This window comes from Paenibacillus sp. NPDC056579 (assembly GCF_042793215.1).
In the GTDB taxonomy this organism is placed as follows: Bacteria; Bacillota; Bacilli; order Paenibacillales; family NBRC-103111; genus Paenibacillus_S.
The window spans coordinates 413,081-437,042 of the sequence record NZ_JBHTVD010000002.1; the positions used below are offsets into that span (position 1 = coordinate 413,081).

18 protein-coding genes, 1 pseudogene and 1 riboswitch are annotated in these 23,962 nt (G+C 51.8%); of the genes and pseudogenes, 12 read left to right on the forward strand and 7 right to left on the reverse strand.

Annotated elements, in window-relative coordinates; genetic code table 11:
• Position 1 precedes the first annotated feature (1 nt).
• Entirely contained in the window at positions 2–631 is a 630-nt protein-coding gene (locus ACFQ88_RS09340; protein WP_239633193.1) for a response regulator transcription factor, read from the forward strand.
• A 300-nt stretch (positions 632–931) separates the two neighbouring features.
• Here ACFQ88_RS09340 and ACFQ88_RS09345 read toward each other — a convergent pair whose 3' ends face one another.
• Both ACFQ88_RS09345 and ACFQ88_RS09350 read right to left on the reverse strand, forming a co-directional pair.
• Complete coding sequence (locus ACFQ88_RS09345) at positions 932–1,546, reverse strand: DedA family protein (protein ID WP_379453912.1); 615 nt, start codon at positions 1,544–1,546, stop codon at positions 932–934.
• A 338-nt stretch (positions 1,547–1,884) separates the two neighbouring features.
• Positions 1,885–3,309 (reverse strand): catalase, encoded by a 1,425-nt coding sequence (locus tag ACFQ88_RS09350; protein ID WP_379453913.1) that lies wholly within the window; start codon positions 3,307–3,309, stop codon positions 1,885–1,887.
• Between the two features lie 312 nt (positions 3,310–3,621).
• On the opposite strand from ACFQ88_RS09350, the gene ACFQ88_RS09355 reads away from it, so the two are divergent.
• Together ACFQ88_RS09355 and ACFQ88_RS09360 are read left to right on the forward strand one after the other, a co-directional pair.
• Positions 3,622–4,773, forward strand: a complete 1,152-nt coding sequence (locus ACFQ88_RS09355) for a HupE/UreJ family protein (protein ID WP_379453914.1) — start codon at positions 3,622–3,624, stop codon at positions 4,771–4,773.
• A 34-nt stretch (positions 4,774–4,807) separates the two neighbouring features.
• Positions 4,808–10,576 (forward strand): S-layer homology domain-containing protein, encoded by a 5,769-nt coding sequence (locus tag ACFQ88_RS09360; RefSeq protein ID WP_379453915.1) that lies wholly within the window; start codon positions 4,808–4,810, stop codon positions 10,574–10,576.
• Positions 10,577–10,705: 129 nt separating this feature from the next.
• Here ACFQ88_RS09360 and ACFQ88_RS09365 read toward each other — a convergent pair whose 3' ends face one another.
• Positions 10,706–11,287, reverse strand: a complete 582-nt coding sequence (locus tag ACFQ88_RS09365) for an NAD(P)H-dependent oxidoreductase (RefSeq protein ID WP_379453916.1) — start codon at positions 11,285–11,287, stop codon at positions 10,706–10,708.
• Between the two features lie 163 nt (positions 11,288–11,450).
• Here ACFQ88_RS09365 and ACFQ88_RS09370 point away from each other — a divergent pair, with 163 nt between their 5' ends.
• Positions 11,451–12,479 carry an AraC family transcriptional regulator gene (locus ACFQ88_RS09370; RefSeq protein WP_379453917.1) on the forward strand — a complete coding sequence of 343 codons (1,029 nt, stop codon included), beginning with the start codon at positions 11,451–11,453 and terminating at the stop codon, positions 12,477–12,479.
• Between the two features lie 199 nt (positions 12,480–12,678).
• On the opposite strand, the gene ACFQ88_RS09375 is transcribed toward ACFQ88_RS09370, so the two are convergent.
• Positions 12,679–13,548, reverse strand: a complete 870-nt coding sequence (locus tag ACFQ88_RS09375; RefSeq protein ID WP_379453918.1) for an NAD-dependent epimerase/dehydratase family protein — start codon at positions 13,546–13,548, stop codon at positions 12,679–12,681.
• Positions 13,549–13,595: 47 nt separating this feature from the next.
• On the reverse strand, positions 13,596–14,576 hold the full coding sequence (locus tag ACFQ88_RS09380) for an aldo/keto reductase (RefSeq protein WP_379453919.1): 981 nt from the start codon (positions 14,574–14,576) through the stop codon (positions 13,596–13,598).
• 224 nt (positions 14,577–14,800) lie between these two features.
• Between ACFQ88_RS09380 and ACFQ88_RS09385 the strand changes: the two genes are divergently transcribed.
• The 7 genes and pseudogenes from ACFQ88_RS09385 (at position 14,801) to ACFQ88_RS09415 (ending at position 20,803) form a co-directional block, all read left to right on the forward strand.
• Positions 14,801–15,250 (forward strand): DUF441 domain-containing protein, encoded by a 450-nt coding sequence (locus ACFQ88_RS09385; protein ID WP_379453920.1) that lies wholly within the window; start codon positions 14,801–14,803, stop codon positions 15,248–15,250.
• 76 nt (positions 15,251–15,326) lie between these two features.
• A riboswitch (cyclic di-AMP (ydaO/yuaA leader) is annotated at positions 15,327–15,479 on the forward strand.
• 3 nt (positions 15,480–15,482) lie between these two features.
• Positions 15,483–16,319, forward strand: a complete 837-nt coding sequence (locus ACFQ88_RS09390; RefSeq protein ID WP_379453921.1) for a C40 family peptidase — start codon at positions 15,483–15,485, stop codon at positions 16,317–16,319.
• A gap of 279 nt (positions 16,320–16,598) precedes the next feature.
• Positions 16,599–16,892 (forward strand): annotated as a pseudogene (locus ACFQ88_RS09395) (fibronectin type III-like domain-contianing protein); the annotation flags it as partial.
• An 87-nt stretch (positions 16,893–16,979) separates the two neighbouring features.
• Entirely contained in the window at positions 16,980–17,216 is a 237-nt protein-coding gene (locus ACFQ88_RS09400; RefSeq protein WP_379454377.1) for a hypothetical protein, read from the forward strand.
• A gap of 1,185 nt (positions 17,217–18,401) precedes the next feature.
• Positions 18,402–18,944, forward strand: a complete 543-nt coding sequence (locus ACFQ88_RS09405) for a PadR family transcriptional regulator (protein WP_379453922.1) — start codon at positions 18,402–18,404, stop codon at positions 18,942–18,944.
• Between the two features lie 2 nt (positions 18,945–18,946).
• Positions 18,947–20,113, forward strand: a complete 1,167-nt coding sequence (locus ACFQ88_RS09410; RefSeq protein WP_379453923.1) for an MFS transporter — start codon at positions 18,947–18,949, stop codon at positions 20,111–20,113.
• Between the two features lie 234 nt (positions 20,114–20,347).
• Positions 20,348–20,803, forward strand: coding sequence for an SRPBCC domain-containing protein (locus tag ACFQ88_RS09415; protein WP_379453924.1), 456 nt, complete (start codon positions 20,348–20,350; stop codon positions 20,801–20,803).
• A 34-nt stretch (positions 20,804–20,837) separates the two neighbouring features.
• Here ACFQ88_RS09415 and ACFQ88_RS09420 read toward each other — a convergent pair whose 3' ends face one another.
• A complete protein-coding gene (locus ACFQ88_RS09420) occupies positions 20,838–21,644 on the reverse strand; it encodes a helix-turn-helix domain-containing protein (RefSeq protein WP_379453925.1) in 807 nt (268 codons plus the stop codon).
• Between the two features lie 255 nt (positions 21,645–21,899).
• Between ACFQ88_RS09420 and ACFQ88_RS09425 the strand changes: the two genes are divergently transcribed.
• Positions 21,900–22,913, forward strand: coding sequence for a zinc-binding alcohol dehydrogenase family protein (locus ACFQ88_RS09425; protein WP_379453926.1), 1,014 nt, complete (start codon positions 21,900–21,902; stop codon positions 22,911–22,913).
• Between the two features lie 108 nt (positions 22,914–23,021).
• Here ACFQ88_RS09425 and ACFQ88_RS09430 read toward each other — a convergent pair whose 3' ends face one another.
• Positions 23,022–23,900, reverse strand: a complete 879-nt coding sequence (locus tag ACFQ88_RS09430) for a helix-turn-helix domain-containing protein (RefSeq protein ID WP_379453927.1) — start codon at positions 23,898–23,900, stop codon at positions 23,022–23,024.
• Between the last annotated feature and the right edge of the window lie 62 nt (positions 23,901–23,962).

Sequence of the window (23,962 nt, forward strand, 5' to 3'; positions counted from 1 at the left end):
AATGCTGCGTATTTTACTTGCCGACGACCATCCGATGTTTCGAGAGGGGGTTAGGAGCATCCTGGAAAACGCCGAAGACTTAACGGTCGTCGGCGAGGCGTCTTCGGGGGAGGATGTTGTACGGCTGGCCCTTGAGCTGAAGCCCCATGTCGTGCTAATGGACATTCGCATGCCCGGACTGAATGGGATTGAAGCAACCGCGCAAATTCGAGCCGCTGACCCGCAGATCGGCATTCTAATCTGCTCGATGTTCAAGGATGATGCTTCCGTTATTACGGCTATGAAAGCGGGGGCAAGAGGCTACATCCTGAAAGATTCGGACAGGGATGATATTATTCGGGCTATCTGGGCAGTTGCTTCCGGTGAGGCCATATTCAGCGGTGATGTAGCCGCCCGGATGATCGATTTCGTCACGAAGCCGATGCATCGCCTGGATTCGTTTACCGAGCTGACCTACCGGGAAAGGGAGGTGCTCAGCATGGTTGTCGACGGGATTTCTAATGCCGAAATTTCCAAACGTTTGGAACTAAGCCCCAAAACCGTTTCGAACTACATGACGAATATATTCAATAAGCTTCAGGTTTCCGGTCGGGCTGAGGCTATCGCCAAAGTGAAGGGTGCCGGGTTATGATGCGATGGAAGTAGGACGATTAGGGTAAATGGCGAGTATGGCAGCGGCAGCGATTGCCTTCCGAGAAGCTGCCGGTGACGAAGATTGTAAGTCCAAGCGGTTATAAAGATATTGGGAGCGTGGTCGTGGACGCGCGCGAAAGCAGCGGAGCGGACAAGCACGGCGTCTGAATCTACGCTAGGATCTGCATCCCCCCATAGGGCACCATAAAAAAGCGTCACTACGATTAGTATTAGCCGTAGTGACGCTTTGACAGAGCTACTGATAGCGAGCGAGGCGTCCCACTCCAATACTAGACTCTCACCCCCTCTTAAGCACACGATATCGAACAAAGAGAAATCCCATAACAAGCAGACCTAAAGCAATTATCGCATATACGATATTCGAGTATAGATCCATATAAGCGAGGAAGGTATCCCATGAGCTTCCTACAATGGCTCCTACATATACGAGGACAACGTTCCAAACCAGAGATCCGATCGTTGTAAGAAGCAGAAACGAAAAGAAGTTCATCCTGGCACTGCCAGCCGGGATAGAGATGAGGCTTCGTACGAGCGGGACAACCCTTCCGAGAAGCACGGCCCATGCCCCGTAGCGTTTAAACCAAGCTTCCGCTTTGTGAATATCAGCGGGCTTCAAGCGAAGCACCTTGCCGTAACGGGTTACGATTCCCTCCATACGTTCAGCGGAGAGCAGTCTGCCGATGCCATACAGGCAGATCGCTCCGATAACCGACCCGACTGTCGCAGCAACCACCACACCTAAGATCGTTAGCGTTGTGGTTGTCGTCATAAATCCTCCGAAGGTAAGGATAACTTCCGAAGGAATAGGCGGAAACAAATTCTCAAGTGCAATCAGCAGACTTATCCCTAAATAACCATATGTTTCCATAATCTTATGAATCCACTGTTCCAACTGTTATTCACTCCTTTTTTACTGCCATTACCGTATGTACCATTTTAATAGAAACTAATTTACAGCTTATTGCAGATCCATCTGTCCAATATCCTGTATAGGACACCCAAACTGAATGCTTTACGTGTCAAATTCGACATGGTTCCACTTCCTTTGAAAAATCGGTTCATAATTTCACGCATTTTCTTCCAATCCGGCTCACACTATAATCAACGAACCCCTAACACAAGGCATCTGAGTGTGGAGGGTTCTTTTTGCTTAGAATCCTGCTGAACACAAAAAAGCGTCACTACAATTAATGTAGTGGCGCTTCGTAATAACAAAAGGGGGGATCCACCCTATCCCTTCGTCTGCATTTGAATTTGCCGGGCGACTCGATCCGCCAGCTCCGCCGAGGCTTGATGCAGATAACCCATGACAATGCTCAGCGTTTCTTGGGAAACGCCGGCGAGATCGGCTGCTAGGTTCTCCACCAGATGGGTTTGCTGAACGGGAGGCAGACTGTGATAATACTGCCCGGCTTGTGTGAAATCGTCAGGCTTCGGAATGTCGCTCCGGACAAGATGGCCTTCTACGAATCGGCCGCTGCCGCTGGTCTGAAGGGAAGCGGGGGTCCAATCCTTTTGATGGTTAATAGGAATGCTACGGAAATCCGGCCCTAATCGATGGCGCTGCGAGTCCCAGTAAATATTTGCGCGTCCTTGCAGCATCTTATCGTCCGATATTTCTGCGCCTTCCAGAAGGTTGGTAGGAGAGAACGCTATTTTCTCAACCTGTTCCATATAGTTATCCGGATTGCGGTTCAGGACCAGCCGCCCGACAGGCATGTAGGGATACTGCCGTTCGTCCCAGACCTTCGTATCGTCCAGCGGATCATAAGGAAGAGAGGCTTCATCAGCGGGGTTCATCAGCTGCACGTATAGCCCATACTCAACGGTCTTGCCCGAGGCTAACGTGTCGAATAAATCTTGACCGGCAAAATCCGGATTCTCGCCGGCCAATTTGGCCGCTTCTTGGCGGTCAATATACTGGATTCCGGCAAGAGGGAACCAGTGATATTTCACATAAGTGCGGACGCCCTGCGCATTCCTCCAAACATAGGTGTTTACGCTGTGGCCGGGGATGTGGCGAAGGCTTTTCGCCGTGCCTGCATCGGAGTACAGCCGGACAAGGAAGTGGGTTGCTTCCGGCGCACGGGCTATAAAGCTCCAGAATCGCTCGGGATCGATCAGGTTATTTACCGGCGACGGTAAGAAGGCTTTGATCGACTCCGGAAAGCGGATGGCATCGCGGACTAAAAACACAGGGATGTGATTGCAGAGCAGATCGAATACACCTTGCTCCGTATAAAATTTGGTGGAGAATCCGCGCACATTACGAGAGGTGTCAGGGGTACCTTTATTGCTTACAGCAAGAGAAAATCTCACCGTTACGGGAACCTGCTGGCCGGGGGTCTGCAGAAAGCCCATCTTCGTATAGGCTGCCATGGAATGCACGGTTTGAAAGTACCCGAAAGCGCCGTAGCCCTTCACGTGCACCGGCCTCTCGAGAATTTTGGTATGGACAAAGGTCTCCAACGTCTCGTGCAAAATACTGTCCTGCTCAAGCACGGGGCCCCGTTCACCGACCGTCTGCGAATGATAAACAGCCGGTATATCCCCTGCCCACTGTGCCGGGGGAGGACCATTAGGATGCTCGTCTTTTACCCTCTTCTGCAGCGGCTGCTCTGAAGCGCTGCGCTTTACTCCATTCGTTTCTTCCATATTCAACCTCCTGTGTCAACAAGTCACTTCTCCTTCTCCCTATGGTTTATGCTGAGCTTCAGGACAATTATGACAATACCCGGTTTAGTATGAATCGGTAAGTAATTCTTCATCATTTCTTTACATTCAGTTAACGTACGTTTGACAATATGCTCCTAAAATAAGAGAGACGCCACAAGCAACTTCATATGGAACAGGGTAGAGACGATGAGAAAACCCGAAATACTTAAACGCCATTAACCATGGTTTGTTTATGTGTCTTCGGTTTTTTTTGTCTTTTTTGTAGGCGAGAGGGAGGCATAAGGTGACAACATGAGATCGGGCAGGAGAAGAGGAGGCGCGTTGACGCGCACGCTGTTCCTTTGGATGGCAGTAATCGGTTTTGTTCTGGGTGCAGGTCCTATGCAAACAGCTGAAGCGCATTTTACCTCAACGGGCTATACCGATATCTCCATGACAGAGACGGAGCTGCACTACGGGTTGTTTTTAACTGAACACGATCTGCTGCAGACATTGCCGGTGGATCAAAATAAAGACGAACAGCTGTCCAATGAGGAGCTGGAAGCGGCTCGAGCGGAGCTGGAGAAGTTTATCAGCAGCAGCTTGATCGTGACCGGCGACGGAAAAGTAGGACGGGGCGTTCTGAAGCAAGCTCAAAAAACGACGAGAGCGAAAAGCCAGATGATCGGAATGGACATCGTATACTCGTTTGCTAAACCGGTACAGCGTTACCAGATCCAGTATCAGCTGTTTTATGACGGGATGAATTCGGAGCATCGCAGCTATGCCACGATTCGATTGGGTGACCGGACCATAGAACAGGTGCTGAACCGGAATAATAATATTTTGCAAATTCAGGGCATCGCCGATTCAACTGCAGGTAATGGAGCCGAACAGGGGGAAGCAGCGGCTTCCCAAAGCTGGCTGCAAACACTCCGAAGCTATATTTGGATGGGGATGACGCACATCTGGTCGGGGATTGACCACATGCTGTTTCTCCTGCTGATCGTTCTGGCCACTCGGGAAAAATGGGCCTTGCTTCACAATGTGACAGCCTTCACGATCGGGCACAGCATTACGTTGGTGCTATCCGCGCTGGACCTGGCATCCGTATCGCCGCGTGTGGTCGAACCGCTGATTGCCCTAAGCATCGTGTATATGGCGGCGGAAACGATATTCCGGAAAAGTGAGCGGAATTATGCAGCTGTGACTATGGGCTTCGGATTTATCCACGGATTCGGTTTTGCAGAAATCATCAAGGGCACGCTGTCGGGCCATGTGGCGCTGCCATTGTTCTCCTTCAATCTAGGCGTAGAGCTGGGCCAAATTGCTGTTCTGCTGGTGCTGCTGCCGATTTTATGGGGAATGCGGAGACAGCTGAAGCCGATCTGGTGGCATTCCGCTTCCGGCGTCGTAGGCGTGTTCGGAGTGTACTGGTTTATCGAACGTATCATCGGATCATAAAAATTAATAGCTACCAAGACAGGGAGTGGAATCATTGGCATCGTTTAGATGGAAGAAACTAGCGTCGATTGTTACGGCAAGCAGTTTGCTGGTAGGTGCTTTGTCACCGGCCGTCGTTCCGGGAACGCACGCGTTGGCTGCGGGAGCGGCAGCGGGGCCGGAATTGCTTATCACGGAGATCGTACCGGACAATGTGAGCACGGACGATTATGAGTTTTTTGAAGTGTACAACAACTCGAGCCAAACGATGAATTTACAGGATTTTTCCATTCTTTATCGCTATCCTCCAACCAGTACTTCGGCGGATATCCCTCTGGATATGCCGAACGTATCCATAGCGCCACAGAAAACCGTCGTTTTTTGGAACAATGTAAGCGACAAAACGGCGGCAGAGTTTAATGCGAAATTCAGCTCCAATGTTCCTGAAGGCCAGCTGGTGGAAATCAGCGACCAGGCAAACCGGTTCTCTTCCTTCAGCAATTCGGACAGCCGTTATCTGGTGATCAAAAACAAGCAGGGAACCGAAATCGCCATCGCAGGCTATGACGTAGGTGATTTCTCTACGGATAAAGGCATCGATTACCGGGTTCCGGCTGACGGTAATGTGCTGGACAAGCTTAGCACGAAGGCCGCTCCGACTCCCGGAGCTGTGAAGCCGCAGCAATTAATACCTCCGGCTCCGGTAACCGACCAGCCTCCCGTTATTTCGCACACACCGGTTGCCTTAGGGGACGTGTCCCAAGATCTGGCCATTCAAGCCGATATCCGGGACCCTGAATCCGTCAGCGCCTCCACTTACGGCAATGTCACTGCAGCGGTTTATTATAAATCGCTGTCTCAGCCAGGCTTCACTTCGGTAGCTATGACGCGGACGGCGGACACGACGGCTTATACGGGCTTGGTGCCGAAGAAGGATTTGACGGAAAACCAAATGCTTTATTACATACAGGCGAAGGACGGCAAAAATACGGTAACAACCGCTACGTACACCGTTCAAATCGCTTTGCCTGATACGAATTATGATAAGATGCCTCCTTTTCTTGTGACCGAAGTCGTACCGGACTCGACCAATGTAGGTACGGCGGACGGTTATGAATTCATTGAGATTTATAACAATACGGACAAGGACTTGAATTTCAAGGATTACAAAATTCAATACCGTTATCCGGACTCCGGACCGGATGCAGACCTCATCTGGGCGGCGGATCGTGATGATATCGTGATTCCTTCCCGCAAAACGCTGGTGTTCTGGATCATCAACAGCCAAAACACGGACAAAACCGTAGCGGATTTTAATGCCCAGTATAAGGTGAATTTGCAGGAAAACGTAGATATCGTGCGCATTTACAGCGACGGGATGGCCAACACTAGCGCGCGCGGAATCATCGTTGCGACGAATACACGGAATGATTTGGCCGTGGCTATGTATACGAAAGACGATGTAGCAGCCAATAAAGGGATCCTGTACAAGTATCCGGTGAACGGCTTGACGGATATGATCAAGTACAGCTCCAAGACGGAAGCGGCAACCCCAGGCAAGGTGGCGGACGGACAAGTTCCGGCTGTACCGGTCAAGCTGCCTGCGGATACGGTGCCTCCGACGTTCGATAATTTGACGGGATTGACCGAAACGAAGTTCAGTGACGACGTGCATATCAAAGTGGACGCGAAAGACGCCAATCGGGTAAAAACCGTCACTTTGTATTACAAAAACAATACGCAAGCCTCTTATACGAAGCGTTACCTGGCGGAAAGCTTCGCGGATAGTTTGTATCACTATACGATCTATTCTCCGGAGATGATCGGAAAGACGCATATCGATTATTATTTTACCGTTTCCGACGGAACGCACGAAATTCGCAGCGAAGATTACCGCATCCAAGTGACGGGCGGCCAATCGCTGGCGGATTTGCGGCTCAATGTTGCGGAAGGGCAAATGGTTCGCGGCTCCCAAATTGTTAAAGGGACCTCTCAGAAATCCGCTCCGGAGCAAGTCAAGATGTTTATCGACGGAACGGAGCTGAACAGCGGCACCTATAACGCCTTGGAGAGCGATGCATATTTTGCTTTCGATGTGAAGGCGACGAACTTGTATTTTAAAAATGCGGTGGCGATCGGCGAGGAAGTCCTCAAAATTTTCGACGACACGATTAACGAGTATGTAACGTTGACGGTTCCGATTCAGGCGGATCGCCTGAAGCTGGGAGACAATGAAATTTCGATCCGGGCGGGATCCAAAGCATCCCCGTTTGACAACAGACCGGAAGAAAACAAGGACGATTTTGAGATCAAAAATATTCGCTTGGTGCTGGCAGACGGTACCGAACTATATGACAGCCGCTATGCAAATAAAGAAACGGTGCTGAAAATGGGCGACAGCGCCGGCAAAAATCCGTTTATCGATTTTAAATTCAATCTGCCGGCCGCCAAAATCAATTCCAAGGCCTTTGTTTGGGATACAACGGCATCTGCGGACGGAAATCATCAATTGAAAGTGATGGAGCCTTCATCAGGAGAAGTTACTATTCAAGTGCTGGTCGATAATACGCCGCCGACCGTAACAACTACATTAACCGAAGGTCAGCAGCTTAAAGGCAGCAGCGTTCTCGATGCAGCAGTAAGCGATGCGATTGCAGGCGTGGATACGGTTGTAGCTCAGCTGGACGATCAGGCGATTACCCTGCCATACACCGTGAAATCTGCGGAGATGAAGTCCGGCAACCACATGTTTAAAGTAACGGCAACGGACAAGATAGGCAACAAAACGGAAAAAAACGTTGCGTTTACCGTAGCGGAAGAACAGCCGGCGAAGCCGGAGCTGATCGGTCCGGCGCAAGGCGCTGAAGGGGTATTGAGAGATGCCGGCCTGAGCGTCAAAGTAACCGATCCGAGCAGCGACGAGCTGAAGGTCACCTTTTACAAAGGGTTCAAGTATAACGCCCGTACACCGGATACATTCACCGGTTACTCCAATGCCGTTGATGTAGAGCCTCCTAAACAAATTGCTTCTGCAGGCGAGAAGGCAATGTCCGCTGACGATTACAAGAAAATCGCTGCGGCAGACCGAGATTATTTGGTCAATGACGCTATGACGCAATTCCCGTATCACCGCTTCCAGGTTCAGCTCGACGCGTCGGTACAGGCCGCGGATAAGCTGGAGCTGCTGTGGAAGGGGAATTCGTTGGAGGGCCGCAAAGTAACCCTCTATGCTTGGAAGCCAGCAGCCGCCGAGTGGGCCTCTCTCGCTTCGCATGTGGCAGGAACTGAAGATTTCGAGCTCAAAGCCGAGGTATCGGCTGGCGACTATCAAAACGACAAGCATGTCGTTCAAGTAATGATCCAAGACGAAATTCCTCCGACACCGGCGGATTACGACTACTCCTTCGTGTGGATGTCCGATACGCAGTACTATTCCGAGAGCTATCCGGATATTTACAAGGAGATTGTGAACTGGATTGCGGACAAGAAGGACGAGCTGAAAATCAAATACGTATTCCATACCGGAGACTTGGTGGATGAAGCCGATAAGCCGGAGCAATGGGATGTTTCGTCGAAGAATATGGAAGTGCTGGAAAAGGCCGATATTCCTTATGGCGTTCTGGCCGGTAACCACGACGTCGATCACAAGCTGGGCTCATATAACAACTATTGGGAGCATTACGGCGAGGAGCGCTTCAAGAAGCAGCCGACGTATGGCGGCTCCTACGATAACAACCGGGGCCACTACGACCTGATTTCCTCCAACGGCAACGACTATTTGATGCTGTATATGGGATGGGGACTAGGCGATAAAGAGATTGCATGGATGGATCAGATTCTAAAACAATATCCGGACCGGATGGCGATCCTGAATTTCCATGAGTATTTGCTCGTATCGGGGAATCGCAGTCCGATTGCCGATAAGATCTATGAGAATGTCGTCATTCCGAATAAAAATGTCGTGGCGGTTCTCTCCGGGCATTATCACGACTCCGAGCTCCTTACCGACGAGCTGGATGACGACGGCGACGGCATCAAGGACCGCAAAGTATTCCAGATGCTGGCCGACTACCAGGGCGCGCCGGAAGGCGGTCAAGGCTACATTCGTCTGATGCAGTTTGATGTCGATAACAACAAGCTGCACATCAAAACCTATTCGCCGCATTTGGATGATTACAACTTTTACGATCCGGCGGAATTTCCTAATAAAGACGAGTTCACTCTGGATTTCAACCTGCAGCCGAAGCTGAAGCGCGTAGCGACGGATTATGTGGATGTAAAAGTATATACGGATCAGAAGATCGGTCAACAGGATCGCGTTGCAAGCGGATCTCAAGCAACGGTAACCTGGAGCAATCTGTTAAGCAATACTCTGTATCAATGGTATGCGTCTGCGGAGGACGCGTTCGGCGGCCGCAGCGTATCCGATGTGTGGAAGTTTACAACCGGCACAACGCCAGGTGACGGCAACGGTGGCGGCACAACACCGGGCGATGGCAACGGCGGTGGCACAACGCCAGGTGACGGCAACGGTGGTGGCACAACACCGGGCGACGGCAACGGTGGCGTTACGACACCGGGTGACGATAGCGGAAGCAGCGACGATGATGATACGCAGCAGTCAGGAAGCCATTCCGGAAGCTCCGGTAACGGGGGCGGCGGCAGTGGAAATCAGCAAGGCAACGCCCCGATTACCGCAACTCCAAAAGCGGATGGAACGTTTACCGTCAGCAAGGAGAGCTTGACTGGGAACGCGGGAGCCAACGGGAATACGATCGAAATTCGAGTTGCCCCGATGGATGGCAGCAAGAAAGAACTTCGTCTTGAGCTCGATGCCGAAGGGTTGAAGCAAGCGTTCAGCAATGGATCAGCCTTGAAGATCGTAACGCCTGAGGCGACGATAAATATTCCTCCGCGAGCGGTAAGCGGCTTGGATGGCCAATCGCAGGTTCGCTTTGTAATCAATACGGATGCAGCCGGGGAAGCTGGGAAGCTGCTAACCGGTTCCGCGTCCAACAATAATGAGTTGAAATCGACAGGGATCATCGTTTCCTTGGAGCTGATTGCATCGAACGGCGCATCGTCGACAGGGCTGAGCCAGTTCCAGGAGCCGATCACCGTAGAGCTAACCTTATCGGCGGAGCAGGCTAAAGCCTTGCATCCAGACTATGCCGGAGTATACTATATCAATGGCAGCCAAGCCGAATATATCGGCGGCGAATTCTCCGGCAGCAAGGTAACATTCCGCACCGAGCATTTCTCCACGTTCGCTGTGCTGGAATACGAGAAAGCTTTTGCCGATATGAAAGGACATTGGGCGGCGAGCTTCGTGAAAAAAATGGCCGCCAAGCATATTACGGATGGCGTGGATGATGCGCATTACGCTCCGGACCGCTCCGTGTCCAGAGCCGAGTTCGCAACGCTCGCGGTTCGGGCATTGGATTTCCGGAAGCCGGCAATTACCGGCAACGGCGGGTTTGGCGACGTAGGTGCCGGACAATACTACGCAAGCTTCGTTGCGAAAGCGGCGGAACTGGGGCTGGTGAACGGAGATAACGGCCGCTTCCGTCCGGAAGATTCGCTTACCCGCGAGGAAGCGGTGGCGATCCTGGTCCGCATGACAGAGCAGAGGAAGCCGATGTCTGCAGCCGCTAGCGCCAAACCGTTCAGCGATAGCTTGGACATCTCCGAATGGGCTATGCCGTATGTGAACAAAGCACAAGTGCTCGGGCTTGTTGAAGGGAAAGAAGGAGGCGTCTTCGATCCTAAGGCCAAGGTAACCCGCGCTGAAATTGCAAAAATGCTGAGCTTCTTTATAAAATAACGGATCACAGCTATACAGCGACAGCCGGCCTGCAGAATAAACTGCAGGCTGTTTGCTTTTTGCAGCGACGCTGCTGCCAGAAGAAGCATCGGCTGCGCTCATGTGAAAGGCATCATATGTCTGTGAAACCTAGGCCAGCTTTGCCCCGAGCTTTGTCACTTTACTAAGCCACTGGGTGCGCCGCTCCGCCGTTGACGGCTTAACCTGGCTAATTTCGGTAATGCGCACAGGATTGATTCCGCAAAACTGCAATATATTGCGCTTCATCACGTTATGTCCCGCATGCCGGTATATCCAACGGTTATACCACGACGGAGTGTCCATCGTAACGATCATGTGCGCGGTTTTGCCGGTCAACAGCTTATCCCATAGCGGGGAATGCTCCCGGTATTTGTAGGCGAAGCCCGGTAAAAAAACACGATCGAAAAACCCCTTCAGAACGGCGGGCATCGTACCCCACCATGTCGGATAGACAATGACAATATGCTCCGCCCAGCGGATGAGCTCCTGAGCCTCCAGCAAATCGTCCTCCAGCTCCGTTCTTTGCCGGTAACCGTGCTTTAAGTTCGGATCGAAGCTGATTTTGCTCAAATCAATGGTTCGAACCTGGGCATTGCGGCTCAAGGCCCCCTCCTTGTAAGCATCGGCCAAAGCCGAGCAGAAGCTCTGCGGATCGGGATGCCCGTTAATCACAACAATTTTCGATTTCATTGGTAGACCTCCTCAGAAACGGTATGAAAGGATCTCTATCCTTCATTTTTTCCGGTATGATATATTGGTGTAAGACTATAATCAGTTTAGGACGATTTCCGAAATAATTGAATGATCAAAAGCGCAGCTATCTTGCTCATTCGCGCAAAAGGAGGAGCAAAGCTTGGAAAGTCACGTAGTAGCCATTTCGATGGTATATCCCATTATGAAAACCATCGTTCACAAAGGATACGATACGGAGCCATTTTGCAGCTATGCGTCGTTCGATGCCGCTCTATTGCAGGATGTGGAGGAACGTATTGCCGCAGAAGAGCTGGAACGGCTGATGATCGCTGCGGCAACCTTCACACAGGACGATCATTTCGGTCTGCACCAGGGACAGATCACGGAGTTCGCGGATATGGGAATTCTCGGCTATGTGATGATGCATTCTCAGACCATTGCCGACGCGCTGGCTGCTTACCAGCGGTATAACGTCATTTTGTGCAGCGGATTCAATCTGGATTGGAAAGTACGGGGAGATACGGCTCTTATCCGGATGTATGTTGAGCAGCCGGGACGAATGTCCCGTCATTGCGTGGAGGATATGGCAAGCTCGCTATATCAGCTGATGGGCAAGCTGAGCAATCGGCGTATTCCGCTGCAGGACATTCAGTTTGCACATGATGCGCCTGCAGATACGAATCCTTATATGGCCGTGTTCGGCACGGTTCCCCGATTTAGCGAGGAGGAGAATGTGCTGTATATGAGCAAGGACGTTCTGAACTATCCGGTGATGTATTCCGATTCGAAGCTTCTGAGAGTGTTCGAGACCATCGCGCAGGAAACGAGAGATGAACTGATGCAAGCCCATCTGTTCTCCGGGCAAGTAATTCAGTGGATGAAAACTTGTATTCCCTCCTTCTTCCCGACGCTGCAGCAGACGGCCGTATCGTTTCGCACAAGCGCCAGAACGCTGCAAAGCAAATTAAAGCTGGAAAACACCTCTTACAATGATCTGTCCGTCCGTGTACGCAAGGAGCTGGCCATAAGCTATTTGAAGAAGCTGGACTATTCGATAGGCGACATCGCTTATGCGCTGCATTTTTCAGAGCCGAGCGCATTTCAGAGCGCTTTTAAGAAATGGACGGGACAAACGCCGGGGCAGTACCGGGCTCAAATCAGAAGTAAGCCCTTTGAGGCGAAGCAATAAAACGGATCTGTAAAAGATATCCAAATTGATCGGCGTTGAAGCCTGAGGGTTTTGATTTTTTGGCCCGTATTGCCGGAACCGCTGTGGAACAATACATCATTTACGTCGACTTTCCGGCGTGAAAAACAAAGACTTCAGTCCGCTTGTTTCGGCAAGCGTTCTGAAGTCTTTTTATCACTATAGTTTATAAAATTCCGATCTACTGCTCCATAATCTTATACTGCTGCTCCCATCCAAGCAGCTCTTTGACCTTGACGTTGGACAGCAGGGATCGTCTGCCTTCCAACGGGAGGCGGATGTCCTTCACGCCGGGGAGGTAAGTATTCACCAGCTCCTGCGTAGGGAGGCTCGATGAGCTGTCGTCGGCAGCGAGAATAAGCGGCTGCGCACCGAGGCCGTCCTTCTCGATAGCAAGACGGCAGGCGGAGGCGACATCCCTTGCGTCGATGTAAGACCATAGGATGCGCTTACGGCTTTCGGGCTGATCGAAGCTTGCCTTGACGCCGGCGTACGTTTCCGGCACCAAGATGTTGCCGAGACGGAAGCTGACGACCTGCATCCCGGTGCGGCGATGGAACGCCTCCGCGGTCACCTCGTTGACGACCTTGGATAGGCCGTAACTATCCTCCGGCAGCTGCGGATGCGTTTCGTCCACAGGCAAATAGCTTGGCTCGAAAAACTCGCTGGCAAAGCAGATGCCGTAAGACGATTCGCTGGAGGCGAGTACGACTTTGCCGATCTGCAAATTGGCGGCTGCCTCCAATATGTTGTAGGTGCTCATCACATTGTTGCGGAAGCACACCTCGTTCGGATGCGTATAGGCCTGAGGGATGGCGGCGAAATGCACAATCCCTGCCGCCTCCTTGTGGTTTCTTGAAGAGAAGGGGGCCAATGCGTTGTGTACCTGTCCCAAATCGTTTAAATCGGTGATGATCGTCTGGCAGAGCGGCTCTTCAGGAGCTTTCACATCCAGATTAATCACTTCATAGCCGTGATCTATGAAATGCTTAACAATCCACCGTCCGGCTTTGCCGCTGCCGCCCGTAATGATGATGCGTTGCTTGCTCATGCTGTTCCTCCTTAGAATTGTCCGGTGTAGGGATCCGTATTAAGCCATTACCAGGCGTACGCTCTTGGCGCATCGCCTCCGGGACCCGGGAAAATCTCGTACAGACGCTTCAGCACATCTTCGCTCAGCTGAATGTCCACGACGCGGAGCGTGTCCTGGAATTGCTCCAGCGTACGCGGTCCGATGATCGGCGCGGTCATCGCAGGATGAACCAGCGTCCAAGCCAGGGCTACGTTGGCCTCGCTTTCGCCAAGCTCCCTGCACAGCTTGCTAAACGATTCCAGCTGCCCGCGGCGGGCTTCTGCGCGAGACTGATTGCGGGCGCTGCGTGAGCCGGCCGCCGGATTCAGCGCGTTGCCTCCGAGCAATCCGCCGTCCAGCGGGCTCCATGCAATGACGCCGATGCCGAATTCCTCGGCTGCCGGCAGCACCTCAAGCTCGGGCAGTCTGCACAGCAGGCTGTACTTGTGCTGCTCCGACACAAGTCCCAGGAAGTGGCGGTTTTTGGCCTCGTATTGGGCCTTGACCAAGTCCCGTCCCGCGAAGTTGCTTGCGCCGACATAGCCGATTTTGCCTTGATGAATATGTACCAGGAACGCTTCCCACAGCTCTTCCCAGGCGACATTCCGGTCGACGTGGTGCATTTGGTACAGCTCGATATGATCGGTTTGCAGCCGCTTAAGCGATGCTTCGAGATGGCGGCGAATTTTATAGGCAGAGAGACCTCGGCCTGCGTTAGGTCCATCGTTCGGATCTTCCATGTCTCCATATACTTTGGTAGCCAATACAACCTTCTCCCGGCGTCCGCCGCCTTGGGCGAACCAGCGTCCGATGATTTCCTCGGTTCTGCCTCTTGAACCTACGCCGCCGTATACATTGGCCGTATCAAAAAATTGCACTCCTGCATCCACCGCAGCGTCCATGATCCGGAACGCTTCCGCTTCTTCCGTATCGACACCGAAATTCATAGTTCCGAGACAAAGCCTGCTCACCTTTAATCCGGAACGTCCCAAATAAGTGTACTCCATTACAAATACCTCCTTATTTTAGAAAAATGCGGTTACTGACAACCCCATCATAACGCTCCTTGTCTGTTTTTAACAGTACGCAATAATAGGTGAGATAGGCAACAGAGAGGAATTAAGTTACCTCCAAGTAAGTGGGTGACTTAGTCCTATGTGCCTCTGTATTTTCGCGTCCGAATCGTGTATGATGAGAAAGATTGTCGATTCCCGTACCCTAAGGAGATGTTATGTCTCAGATTGATATGCCTTCCGTCGTGCTTTTAATTTTTGCGGCCCTCGGGATTTTAAGCAGCAATAATTCCATTACGGTTGCGGTCGTGTTCTTACTGCTGCTGCGTGTCATGAATTTGCATCAGGCGTTCCCATGGATCGAAAAATACGGGTTGACTATTGGCATCGCCGTGCTGACGATAGGGATCATGGCCCCGCTGGCCAGCGGCAAAATTTCGGTGCAAACGCTGTATGAAACGTTTTTTCACTGGAAATCCCTCATTGCGGTTGCAGTAGGCGTGCTGGTGGCATATTTGGGCGGCCGCGGCGCCATACTGATGACGAATCAGCCGACGGTTGTCACCGGGATTTTGCTCGGGACGATTCTCGGTGTGGCTTTCTTGAAGGGGGTTCCTGTCGGCCCCTTGATCGCAGCGGGGATTTTATCGTTGCTTTTCGGAAAATAAATGCAATAAAGCGCTCTCTTACCCTCACAACAGAGAATGGGGCAACGAACCATGTAGAAGTGTAACAGAGCAGCGTTCAAAAAAAATGCCGAATCGACGCAGCACAAGTGCTCGTACGGGGGACTTCTTTATTTGGGGTGAATAGTTGCTTGGCCCAGTGCCTAAGCAAGTAGGGGAAACCTCTTCCCTAACCCGTCAACTAACCTCGGAGGCTCATAGGAGGACATTGGTTTTGAAATGGATTGGTAAAGCGTTTGTTTTCTCATGCGCATTTCTTTCGTGCGCGCTATTTTCTGCCGTACATGCCGATGCGGCTCCGCAGGACAGCGTGAAGATTCAGGTCAACGACAAGCTGGTCGATTTTCCCGAAGCAAAGCCTGTCGTCGATGCCAGCTCGCAGCTGCAAGTCCCGTTTCGCCCTTTGATGGAGAACCTTGGCTATCAGGTGGATTGGGCCATGGACGGAAAAGAAGTTAAAGTGTCGATGAAAAAAGGCGATAAGACGCTATCGCTAAAGACGGGAGATTCCTTCGTCGTTCTCGACGGGAAGAAAGTGAATACAAGTTCCATGATCGGCATGGCGCAGGGCAGCGTCTATATTCCGCTTCGGTTCGTCTCGGAAACGCTGGGCAACCTTGTCCAATGGGACCAGGACAATCAACTCGCCATCGTGGGCGATGACGGCAAATATCATGCGCCGGCTTGGTACAAGCCCAAAACGAACGCCATGCTGGATTTCGCCAAAGGCTATCTGGGCACCCGATATGTCTGGGGAGGCGAAACACCGGGAGGGTTCGACTGCTCGGGATTCGTAAGATTCGTGTTCGCGCAAACGCGGGGAATCGATCTTCCGCGAACTTCTACGGAAATCTTCTACACCGCGGGCACAGCTGTTGCGGTTCCGCAGCCGGGGGATCTCGTTTACTTTGATAAATCAGGTCCTGCGCACATCGGAATTTATCTGGGCAACGGACAGTTTATCTCCGCTACTTCGTCCCATGGCGTCCGCATCGATTCCATCTACAGCTCTTACTGGAGCTCCAGGTACATTGGTGCTAAAAGCATATAATGCATACAAGCAGGCTGCTGCGGCGGCCTGTTTTTTTTATATTCGGGCTCCACGCAAAGTATATGATGACTTCGAAGCCAAAGCTCCGCTTTGTGAGGTTATTACCACATAGCCGTGCGATCGAAACACCTCTTGCACCCAAGGGGTGTTTTTTGCTGTATAGCTTTCTTCATGCAGGCAACTCTAGAGCTATGGGTGGACTCCATTCAAGAAGCGATTATGGTCGCGCTGCCGATGATTTTTATCGGCTCACTCATTACGCTTAATTTTATTCCGGGAATGCCCGATTTGACGCCTAAGGCGGTACAGCAGCCTGACGGACAGGTGAAGGTTACATGCAGCATCGAAAATACGGGAAGCATGTACGGGCAAGAAGTGGTGCAGCTGTATGTGCACGATGAAGAGTGCAAGTGGGTGCGTCCGGAGAAGGAGCTGAAGGCGTTCGCCAAGCTCGGGCTTCAACCGGGAGAGAAGCGGTAAGTAGGCTTCCTGCTGGAGGAGAGGGATTTCTCCTATTACAACACCAAATATAACAAATGGGTTGCGGAAAGCGGCTATTTCCAAATCGCCGTCGGCAGCTCGTCGAGAGACATTCGCATTCGTGAGCGGCTGCATTGCGATTTCGGAAGGGAAGAGGTATCCTTCCATAAGTTCAGTTTATTGGGCGACTGGCTGAGCCACCCGAAAGCAAAGATCGTTCTTGAAGGCTGCTTCGAGGACATGAACCGCCACATCAGTAACAAAATCCGCCTGGACGACGAGTTCGTCGGCTTCTGGGGTGATTTCCCGGCCATTAAGGTCATTCAAATGTTCGGGCAAGCCTGGTTCAAGGACCGGTCCCCGGATCTGGTCATAGAGCAGCTCATTGAGCAGTTTAACCGCGGGCAGCAGGCTTAACGAAATACCATTTTAAGGTCGCGTACAAACCGGTTCCGGTTTTGCGCGGCTTTTTTACCCCGCGCGTGATGTGCGGGTTTAAACGAAGACCCGGCCGTTGGCCGGGTTTTTGCTATTGATAAACCCATTTTGCTCGAAAATGTATAGCGGGGAGGTCGATATCTTCGTGAGGAGCAGCGATAACGATCTATGGTTTTTTGAAAGTACGGTTGGAAAGCGACAAATGAACCATGCTCCGGAGGAAGTATCTCATCGCGATACCACTGTCACTACATTCCAGCTTCATGGGTTTTCGTTTTGCTAACCCCATTTCGTTAGTAAGCTCAGCTGTTGAGGATTGTCCTCTGTTGAGTTGTTGCGGACCTAGAGTCCGTTATTTTATCAAAAATGGCTCTATTATCAGGGTGATCGGACAACAGATCCTTTATTTTGCCAAAATACACCTTGTTTGGTGGGGAAATATCCAAATAACGGATTCACTGTCCGATCGTACTCCAAAAGCAGCAGCTTTTCAGGAAATAACGGATTTCCTGTCCGATAGCCTGCCCACAGCGCATCGATAGGCGGGGACGTGCCTGCCTCCATGACAGTTTCCTCGGATTTCTTCCCGGACACTAGTCCAATAGAGCTTGCCAAGAACCCATACTATCGAAAATTGCGCAGCGCAGGGGCAACCCGGTAGGGTGCCCTCCAGCTGTCATTGTTTTCGGAAAATACTTTATTTACCGCTATTTTAGCGGAAGTGTTCTGAAAACAAAGCGGTCGCTAACACTCGTACAGGAGGTACCCTACCTTCCCGCTTCAGCATTTTCAGAAAACCAGGTTTCTCAACGGCATTTCCCGGCCATTGGCCGGGTTTTTCTTTAACTCGATACCGATGAACGCGGTCGCTATCATGGAAGGCGTCGATAAATGGTTTTCTCACCGCGCCAGAATTTATCAACTTCCGAAGTAATCGGATGCAAATTGTATTGGCGATAAATCCTACCATGCATATGACGCGAGTTTAGCTAAAGCAAAACTTTAGGCCGCTCCTCTTTGAAAGACCGCGCATAGGTTTTCTCATCCATAGGAAAATTTCTTTTCCCCGATAGCAGCTTTGCCGTTGACACTTATGTCGGATCGACATATAATTTTTTATATCGATTAGATATATCGATACGACATAATTGTTGGAGGCTCATGATGTACGAATTGTTTGTGCTGGGCGAATTGATGACTGGCGAGAAGCACGGCTACATGCTGCAGGAGATATTGAAGAACGCCGCCGGACCCGGCCGGCACATCAGCTCGGGAACCTTGTACCCGCTGCTGTCGAGGCTGGTGGAGAGCGGTCTGATCCATCTTCGCCATGAGGAGGAATCGGAAGGAGGGAGACTTCGTAAGGTTTATGCGCTGACGGAAACCGGGCGCGAGCGGTTTCAACGGCTGATGGAGCAGCCGCTTGATTACAACGCAGATACGGAGAGGCTGGTTCATTTTAAAATGGTGTATTTCCAGTATGTGGCCAAGGAAGTGCGGCTTGACTGCCTGGAGCAGTATTTGCACTACTTGCAGACGACTAGGAGATACGTCCTTAACTTCGAATCGCAGCTCCTTGCGCAAAAGCCGAGTCCGGAGAAGCAGCGCATTCAGCTGCTTAGAGTGTTCGATCACAGAAAGCATGTCGGCGCGGCCGATATCGAGTGGGTGACGAAGGAAATCGCCCGAATCCAAGAGGAGGAATGACCGTGGAGCGTCTTTGGACCAAGCCTTACATTCAGATGATGGTTGCCATGTTATTCTTGTTTACCGCCTTGTATTTACTGCTTCCGACTTTGCCTTTGTTCATTAAACAGCTGGGAGGAAGCGAATCGCAGGTTGGGCTGGCGGCGGGGGCGTTCACATTGGCCGCTGTCGTCTTTCGCCCTCTGGTTGGAGGGCTGGTCGATCGATATGGCAGAAGGCCGTTTATTTTGTGGGGGCTGCTTTTCTTCGTCTTATCGATGTATCTGTACGATTGGATTGCCGGTATCGCGATTCTGATGCTGCTGCGGGTGCTGCACGGCGTGAGCTGGGCTTTTTCCACAACGGCCGTCAGTACATCGATTGCGGACATCATTCCGTCCAGCCGGCGGGGAGAGGGCATGGGTTGGTTTGGCATGGCTATGACGGTAGCGATGGCAATCGGCCCCATGCTTGGAATATGGGTGATGGAGCACCTTTCCTTTCAAAGCCTGTTTCTTCTGGCTACCGCATTGGCCGCGGCGTCCTTGCTGCTGGCCTACCCGATTCGAATCCCCTTTCAGCCCAAAGACGGTCCACGGCGCATTCAATGGTTTGAAACATCGGTTGCGCCCGTGACAGCCGCCTGTTTTTTCCTGGCTGTTGTGTATGGCGGAATTACGACTTTCGTGCCTCTATTCTCAGAGACGATCAAGGTAAACCCGGGTACCTTTTTCCTTGTGTACGCCATTATGCTGACGTTGATCCGACCTGTCGCAGGCAAGCTCTCGGACCGCTATGGCGCAGTGTGGGTCATTGTGCCTTCGCTTGCCGTCACGGCTTGCGCTTTGCTCCTGTTAAGCGTCACTGACAGCTTGCTTGGAGTCGTTGCTGCAGCGGTGCTGTACGGGATCGGCTTCGGCTCGGCACAGCCTGCCCTTCAAGCGACGAACCTGCTGCTGTCCCATCCGGACCGCAAAGGGGTGGCGACAGCCTCCTTCATGACCGCGTTCGATCTCGGCATTGGGTTAGGGTCCATCGTTCTCGGCTGGGTTTCCCAATACACCGGTTACCCGATGTTATTTATGGCAAGCGCCGTCTCCGTCGGCATTTCGCTGCTTGTGTTTATCGTCTTCGTAAGACGGGCGCTGTTGCAGCATCGGACGCCTGGGCAGGAGCAGGTCGCCCGGTGATTTTGGCCAGCGGAATGTAACGGGAGTCAAATCGACGGATGAATAGGAATGAGGCCGTCGTTCGGTAGCACCGCCCTAACCGGCGCGAAGCATTTGCTTGATATTCTCCTGATTGGCGTGTTTTTACAAGAATCATAGCGATAGCCATGCTATAGTTTCTGTGTAATTAACGTTAAGAGCTTGCGTTTTCGAAACGGAAAGCTGGGCTCTGTCATTTTAGGAGGGATATCAGAGATGACTGCAAAGCTGGAGTATGTATTCTACATCGGGACGAAGCCGGAGGAAGTGTGGGAGGTTCTATTTCATCCGGAAAAATCGTTCCAGGCGTTTCTGGGCGGAGTGATCCGTTCAAGCTGCCGGGTGGGCGACGATATCGAATTTGTCGGTCCCGGCGCCGATGGTGAGCAAACCGTTCATATTTACGGTAAAGTGCTGGAGTACGAGCCTTATCGGATTCTCAGCTATACGGACCATCCCGGACCGTCCCATTATCTGCAGCATGCCGAGATGGAAAGCCGTGTCAGGCTTACTCTCGAGCCCGTTGGTTCATGCACCAAGCTGCATCTTGTTAACGATCAATGGACGGATGACAACCCGCTTTTTGCCAAAACCGAGCAGTATTGGTGGATGATTCTAAGCAACATCAAATCGATAGCAGAAACGGGAAGACCCCTCGATTTCGGTTTTTAACCAACGGGAGGGCGTGGCCGGCTCCTAAAAGGACTTATTCCGGCGGGAGCTCGGTCATACGGGCATACTGCTTGGGCGGTTTGCCGACCGCTGCTTTGAAATCCTTGCTGAAATGTGCTTGGTCTGTATAGCCGAGCTCCGCCGCCAACTGGGCGATATCTGTCCCGGCCTCGATCAGCTCGCCCGCTTCGTGCATCCGGTAGCGCTGGATCACCCACTTGGGGCTTACGCCGACGTATTGATGGAACAATCGCTGCAGCGTCCTTGTAGTCACGCCGAATCGCTCGACGACCTGCTCGACCTTGATGAGACTCCGGTCATGAATAATCGCCTCGATCACATCGTTCAGCCAATCGACCTTATTGTCGCGCTCCGGCATTCTCGTGCGCAGCAGCCGCTCTACGAGCCCGATTCTTTGCTCCTTGTCTTCTTGCGCAAAGAGCTCCCGCTCGAATTGACGGGGCTCTATCGGAAAATAATCGGAGACGTCAGCGATGCGGTTGGTCAGTGCCGCCACCGGCGCTTGGAAGTAGCAGTGAAACGCACCCGGTCTGAACAGTACGCCTACAATTTCGCCTTGCTCCTGAAGAATGTAGGCGGATTTTTTATTTTCGATGCCGTTAATTCGGGAATGTCCCCGCTGGAACACTACGTTGACCCCCGGGTGCTGCAAAACCTCCTGGCAGTGTGGGGCTTGTCCGCGCAAATCCCAATCGACGAGCCAGTAATGCTGGATAAAAAAGGCGAGATCCGCGGAGGGCTTATGCCGGGAGATGGAAAATTTCGTTTTGCCGGTCTCATATTGCAGAATGCCTCTATTCGGATTGCGTTTCGCGTTCATGTGCAGCACCGTCCCTTGCGTCAGGGTTTGTTATCCTACCATTGTAGCAAAAATATGCGGCGTCAGCCCGCTTATAGATGGAGTCATCGGGTATTACGGTTCCCGCATCCGTTAATGAATCCTCAGCTAAAAAAACGTTCCATGAAGCACTGCAATATTTATATATTTTCGGTTGATTATTAACGATGAAAGCGCGCCTGTTCTTCGCTATAATGGCAATACATTCGTTTTTGGACAACATGAGGAGGAATGAACATGAAAGCTATCGTTTGCAATCAACCGAATGAGTTCACGATGATACAAAAACAGGACGCTGTGCGCGGGCAAGGCGAAGCTCTCGTACGCATTCACCGAATCGGGATATGCGGCACCGATTACCATGCGTTTCGCGGGGAGCAGGCTTATTTCGAATATCCTCGCATCCTCGGTCATGAGCTTGCGGGAGTTATCGAATACGTAGAGCAAAATGAATACGATTTCAAGGCGGGAGACCAGGTGTCCATCATTCCTTATATGTACTGTGGAACCTGTATCGCATGCAGAGCGGGGAAAACGAACTGCTGCACGGATATGAAAGTGATGGGCGTTCATATTGACGGAGGCATGCAGGAAACGGTGTCCGTTCCTTTGTCGGCGCTTTTGAAAACGAACGAGCTCAGCCTGGATCAAACGGTTATTCTGGAGCCGATCGCAATCGGTGCGCACGCCGTCCGGAGAGCGGAAATCCGCGAAGGAGAGACGGTGGCCGTCATCGGCGCGGGACCGATCGGATTCGGGGTGATGGCTATCGCCAAAAGCCGGGGAGCCAAAGTCATCGCGATGGACGTCAACGACAGCCGTCTGGCCTTTTGCCAAGCATGGGCCGGCGCAGACGGCATCGTCAACGTGCTGAATCAGCCCGACGAGAAGCTGCTGGAATTAAACGGCGGCGAGCTGCCGACGGTGGTGCTCGATGCGACGGGCAATTTGCGGTCGATGCAGGATGCTTTCCGCTACGTGGCGCACGGAGGAAGACTCGTGTACGTCGGGCTCGTAAAGTCCGATATTACGTTCTCCGATCCGGAGTTTCACAAGAAGGAGCTTACTTTGTTAAGCAGCCGCAATGCGACCAAAGAGGACTTTGACGTTGTGATAGACGCAATCCGGACGGGAGCGGTCGATGCTTCCCGCTTCATTACGCACCGCGCTGCCTTCGAGCAAATGATCGATGTCTTCGACACATGGCTCGATCCGCAAAGCAAGGTTATCAAGGCCGTAGTGGAGCTGTAAATAAATTGGCAATATAAGAGATTCGTGATCGATGCTGAACAATGAGACGGCTCCCGCTGCAAGGCGGAGAGCCGTTTTTTGCATGTATCTATTTGCATGTGTCTAAATCTAATAAACGTCGGTGTTCTGCTGCCGGTATTTCAGCGGCGTCATGTTCGTCAATAGCTTGAACTTGCGAATGAAATTGTTCACGTTGTTGAATCCGACCTTCTCCGATATTTCATGAATCGAATCGTCCGATTGCTCGAGCATCATCCTAGCCTTTGTAATCCGCAGCTTCAGCAAATATTCATACGGTGTCAGGCCGGTCTGGCGTTTGAACGTACGGATGAAGGCATAGGTGGTCAAATGGTTCTGCTTGGCCAGCTCGTTAATCGACAGCTCCTCGCTGTAATGCAGGTTCATGTAGCTGATCGTGTCCGCGACCGCTTTGGTAGCGGCACTCGATATTTTTAACGTGTCATGCACGTGCTTTTCCTCACACAACGCGGTCAGCGCGCCGCACAGCGCCTCGACCATCTTCAGATCGGCCGTAGGCGAGTTGCGGTTCACCTGCTCCAGTACGATGTCGATTTGCGCTTCCACCAAGGATGGCTGCTGCAGTACGATCGTTTCGAACTTGCCTTCGTTAATGATGTTCTCGTAATGAATGCCGGCAGATTCCTCAAATCGGACCCATTTGATCTCCCACGAATCTCCCACACATTCGTAAATGTGCGGCTCATTGCAGTCGAGCAAAAACGCGTGTCCCGCCGCTAAGGAAACCTTTTGACCGCGGTACACGATCTGTCCTTTTCCGTTCAGGGTGACGATAAGAATGCGGTAATTCAATCCTTGCCGCTGTACCCGGTACCCGCTCAAGCAATGATAATGGCCGCAGGCAACGATGCGGAACGGCAGCTTGTAGCTTTGCGGGTTCGGCAGGTGGAGGAGATGAACGGAGTTCGGGCTTATGATGTCGTTGATGATATTGTTTGTCGAGCTCATGGCAATCGTCCTCAATTTTTATATATTTTCAGTTGATTATTGGCGATGTAATCCCATGGTAA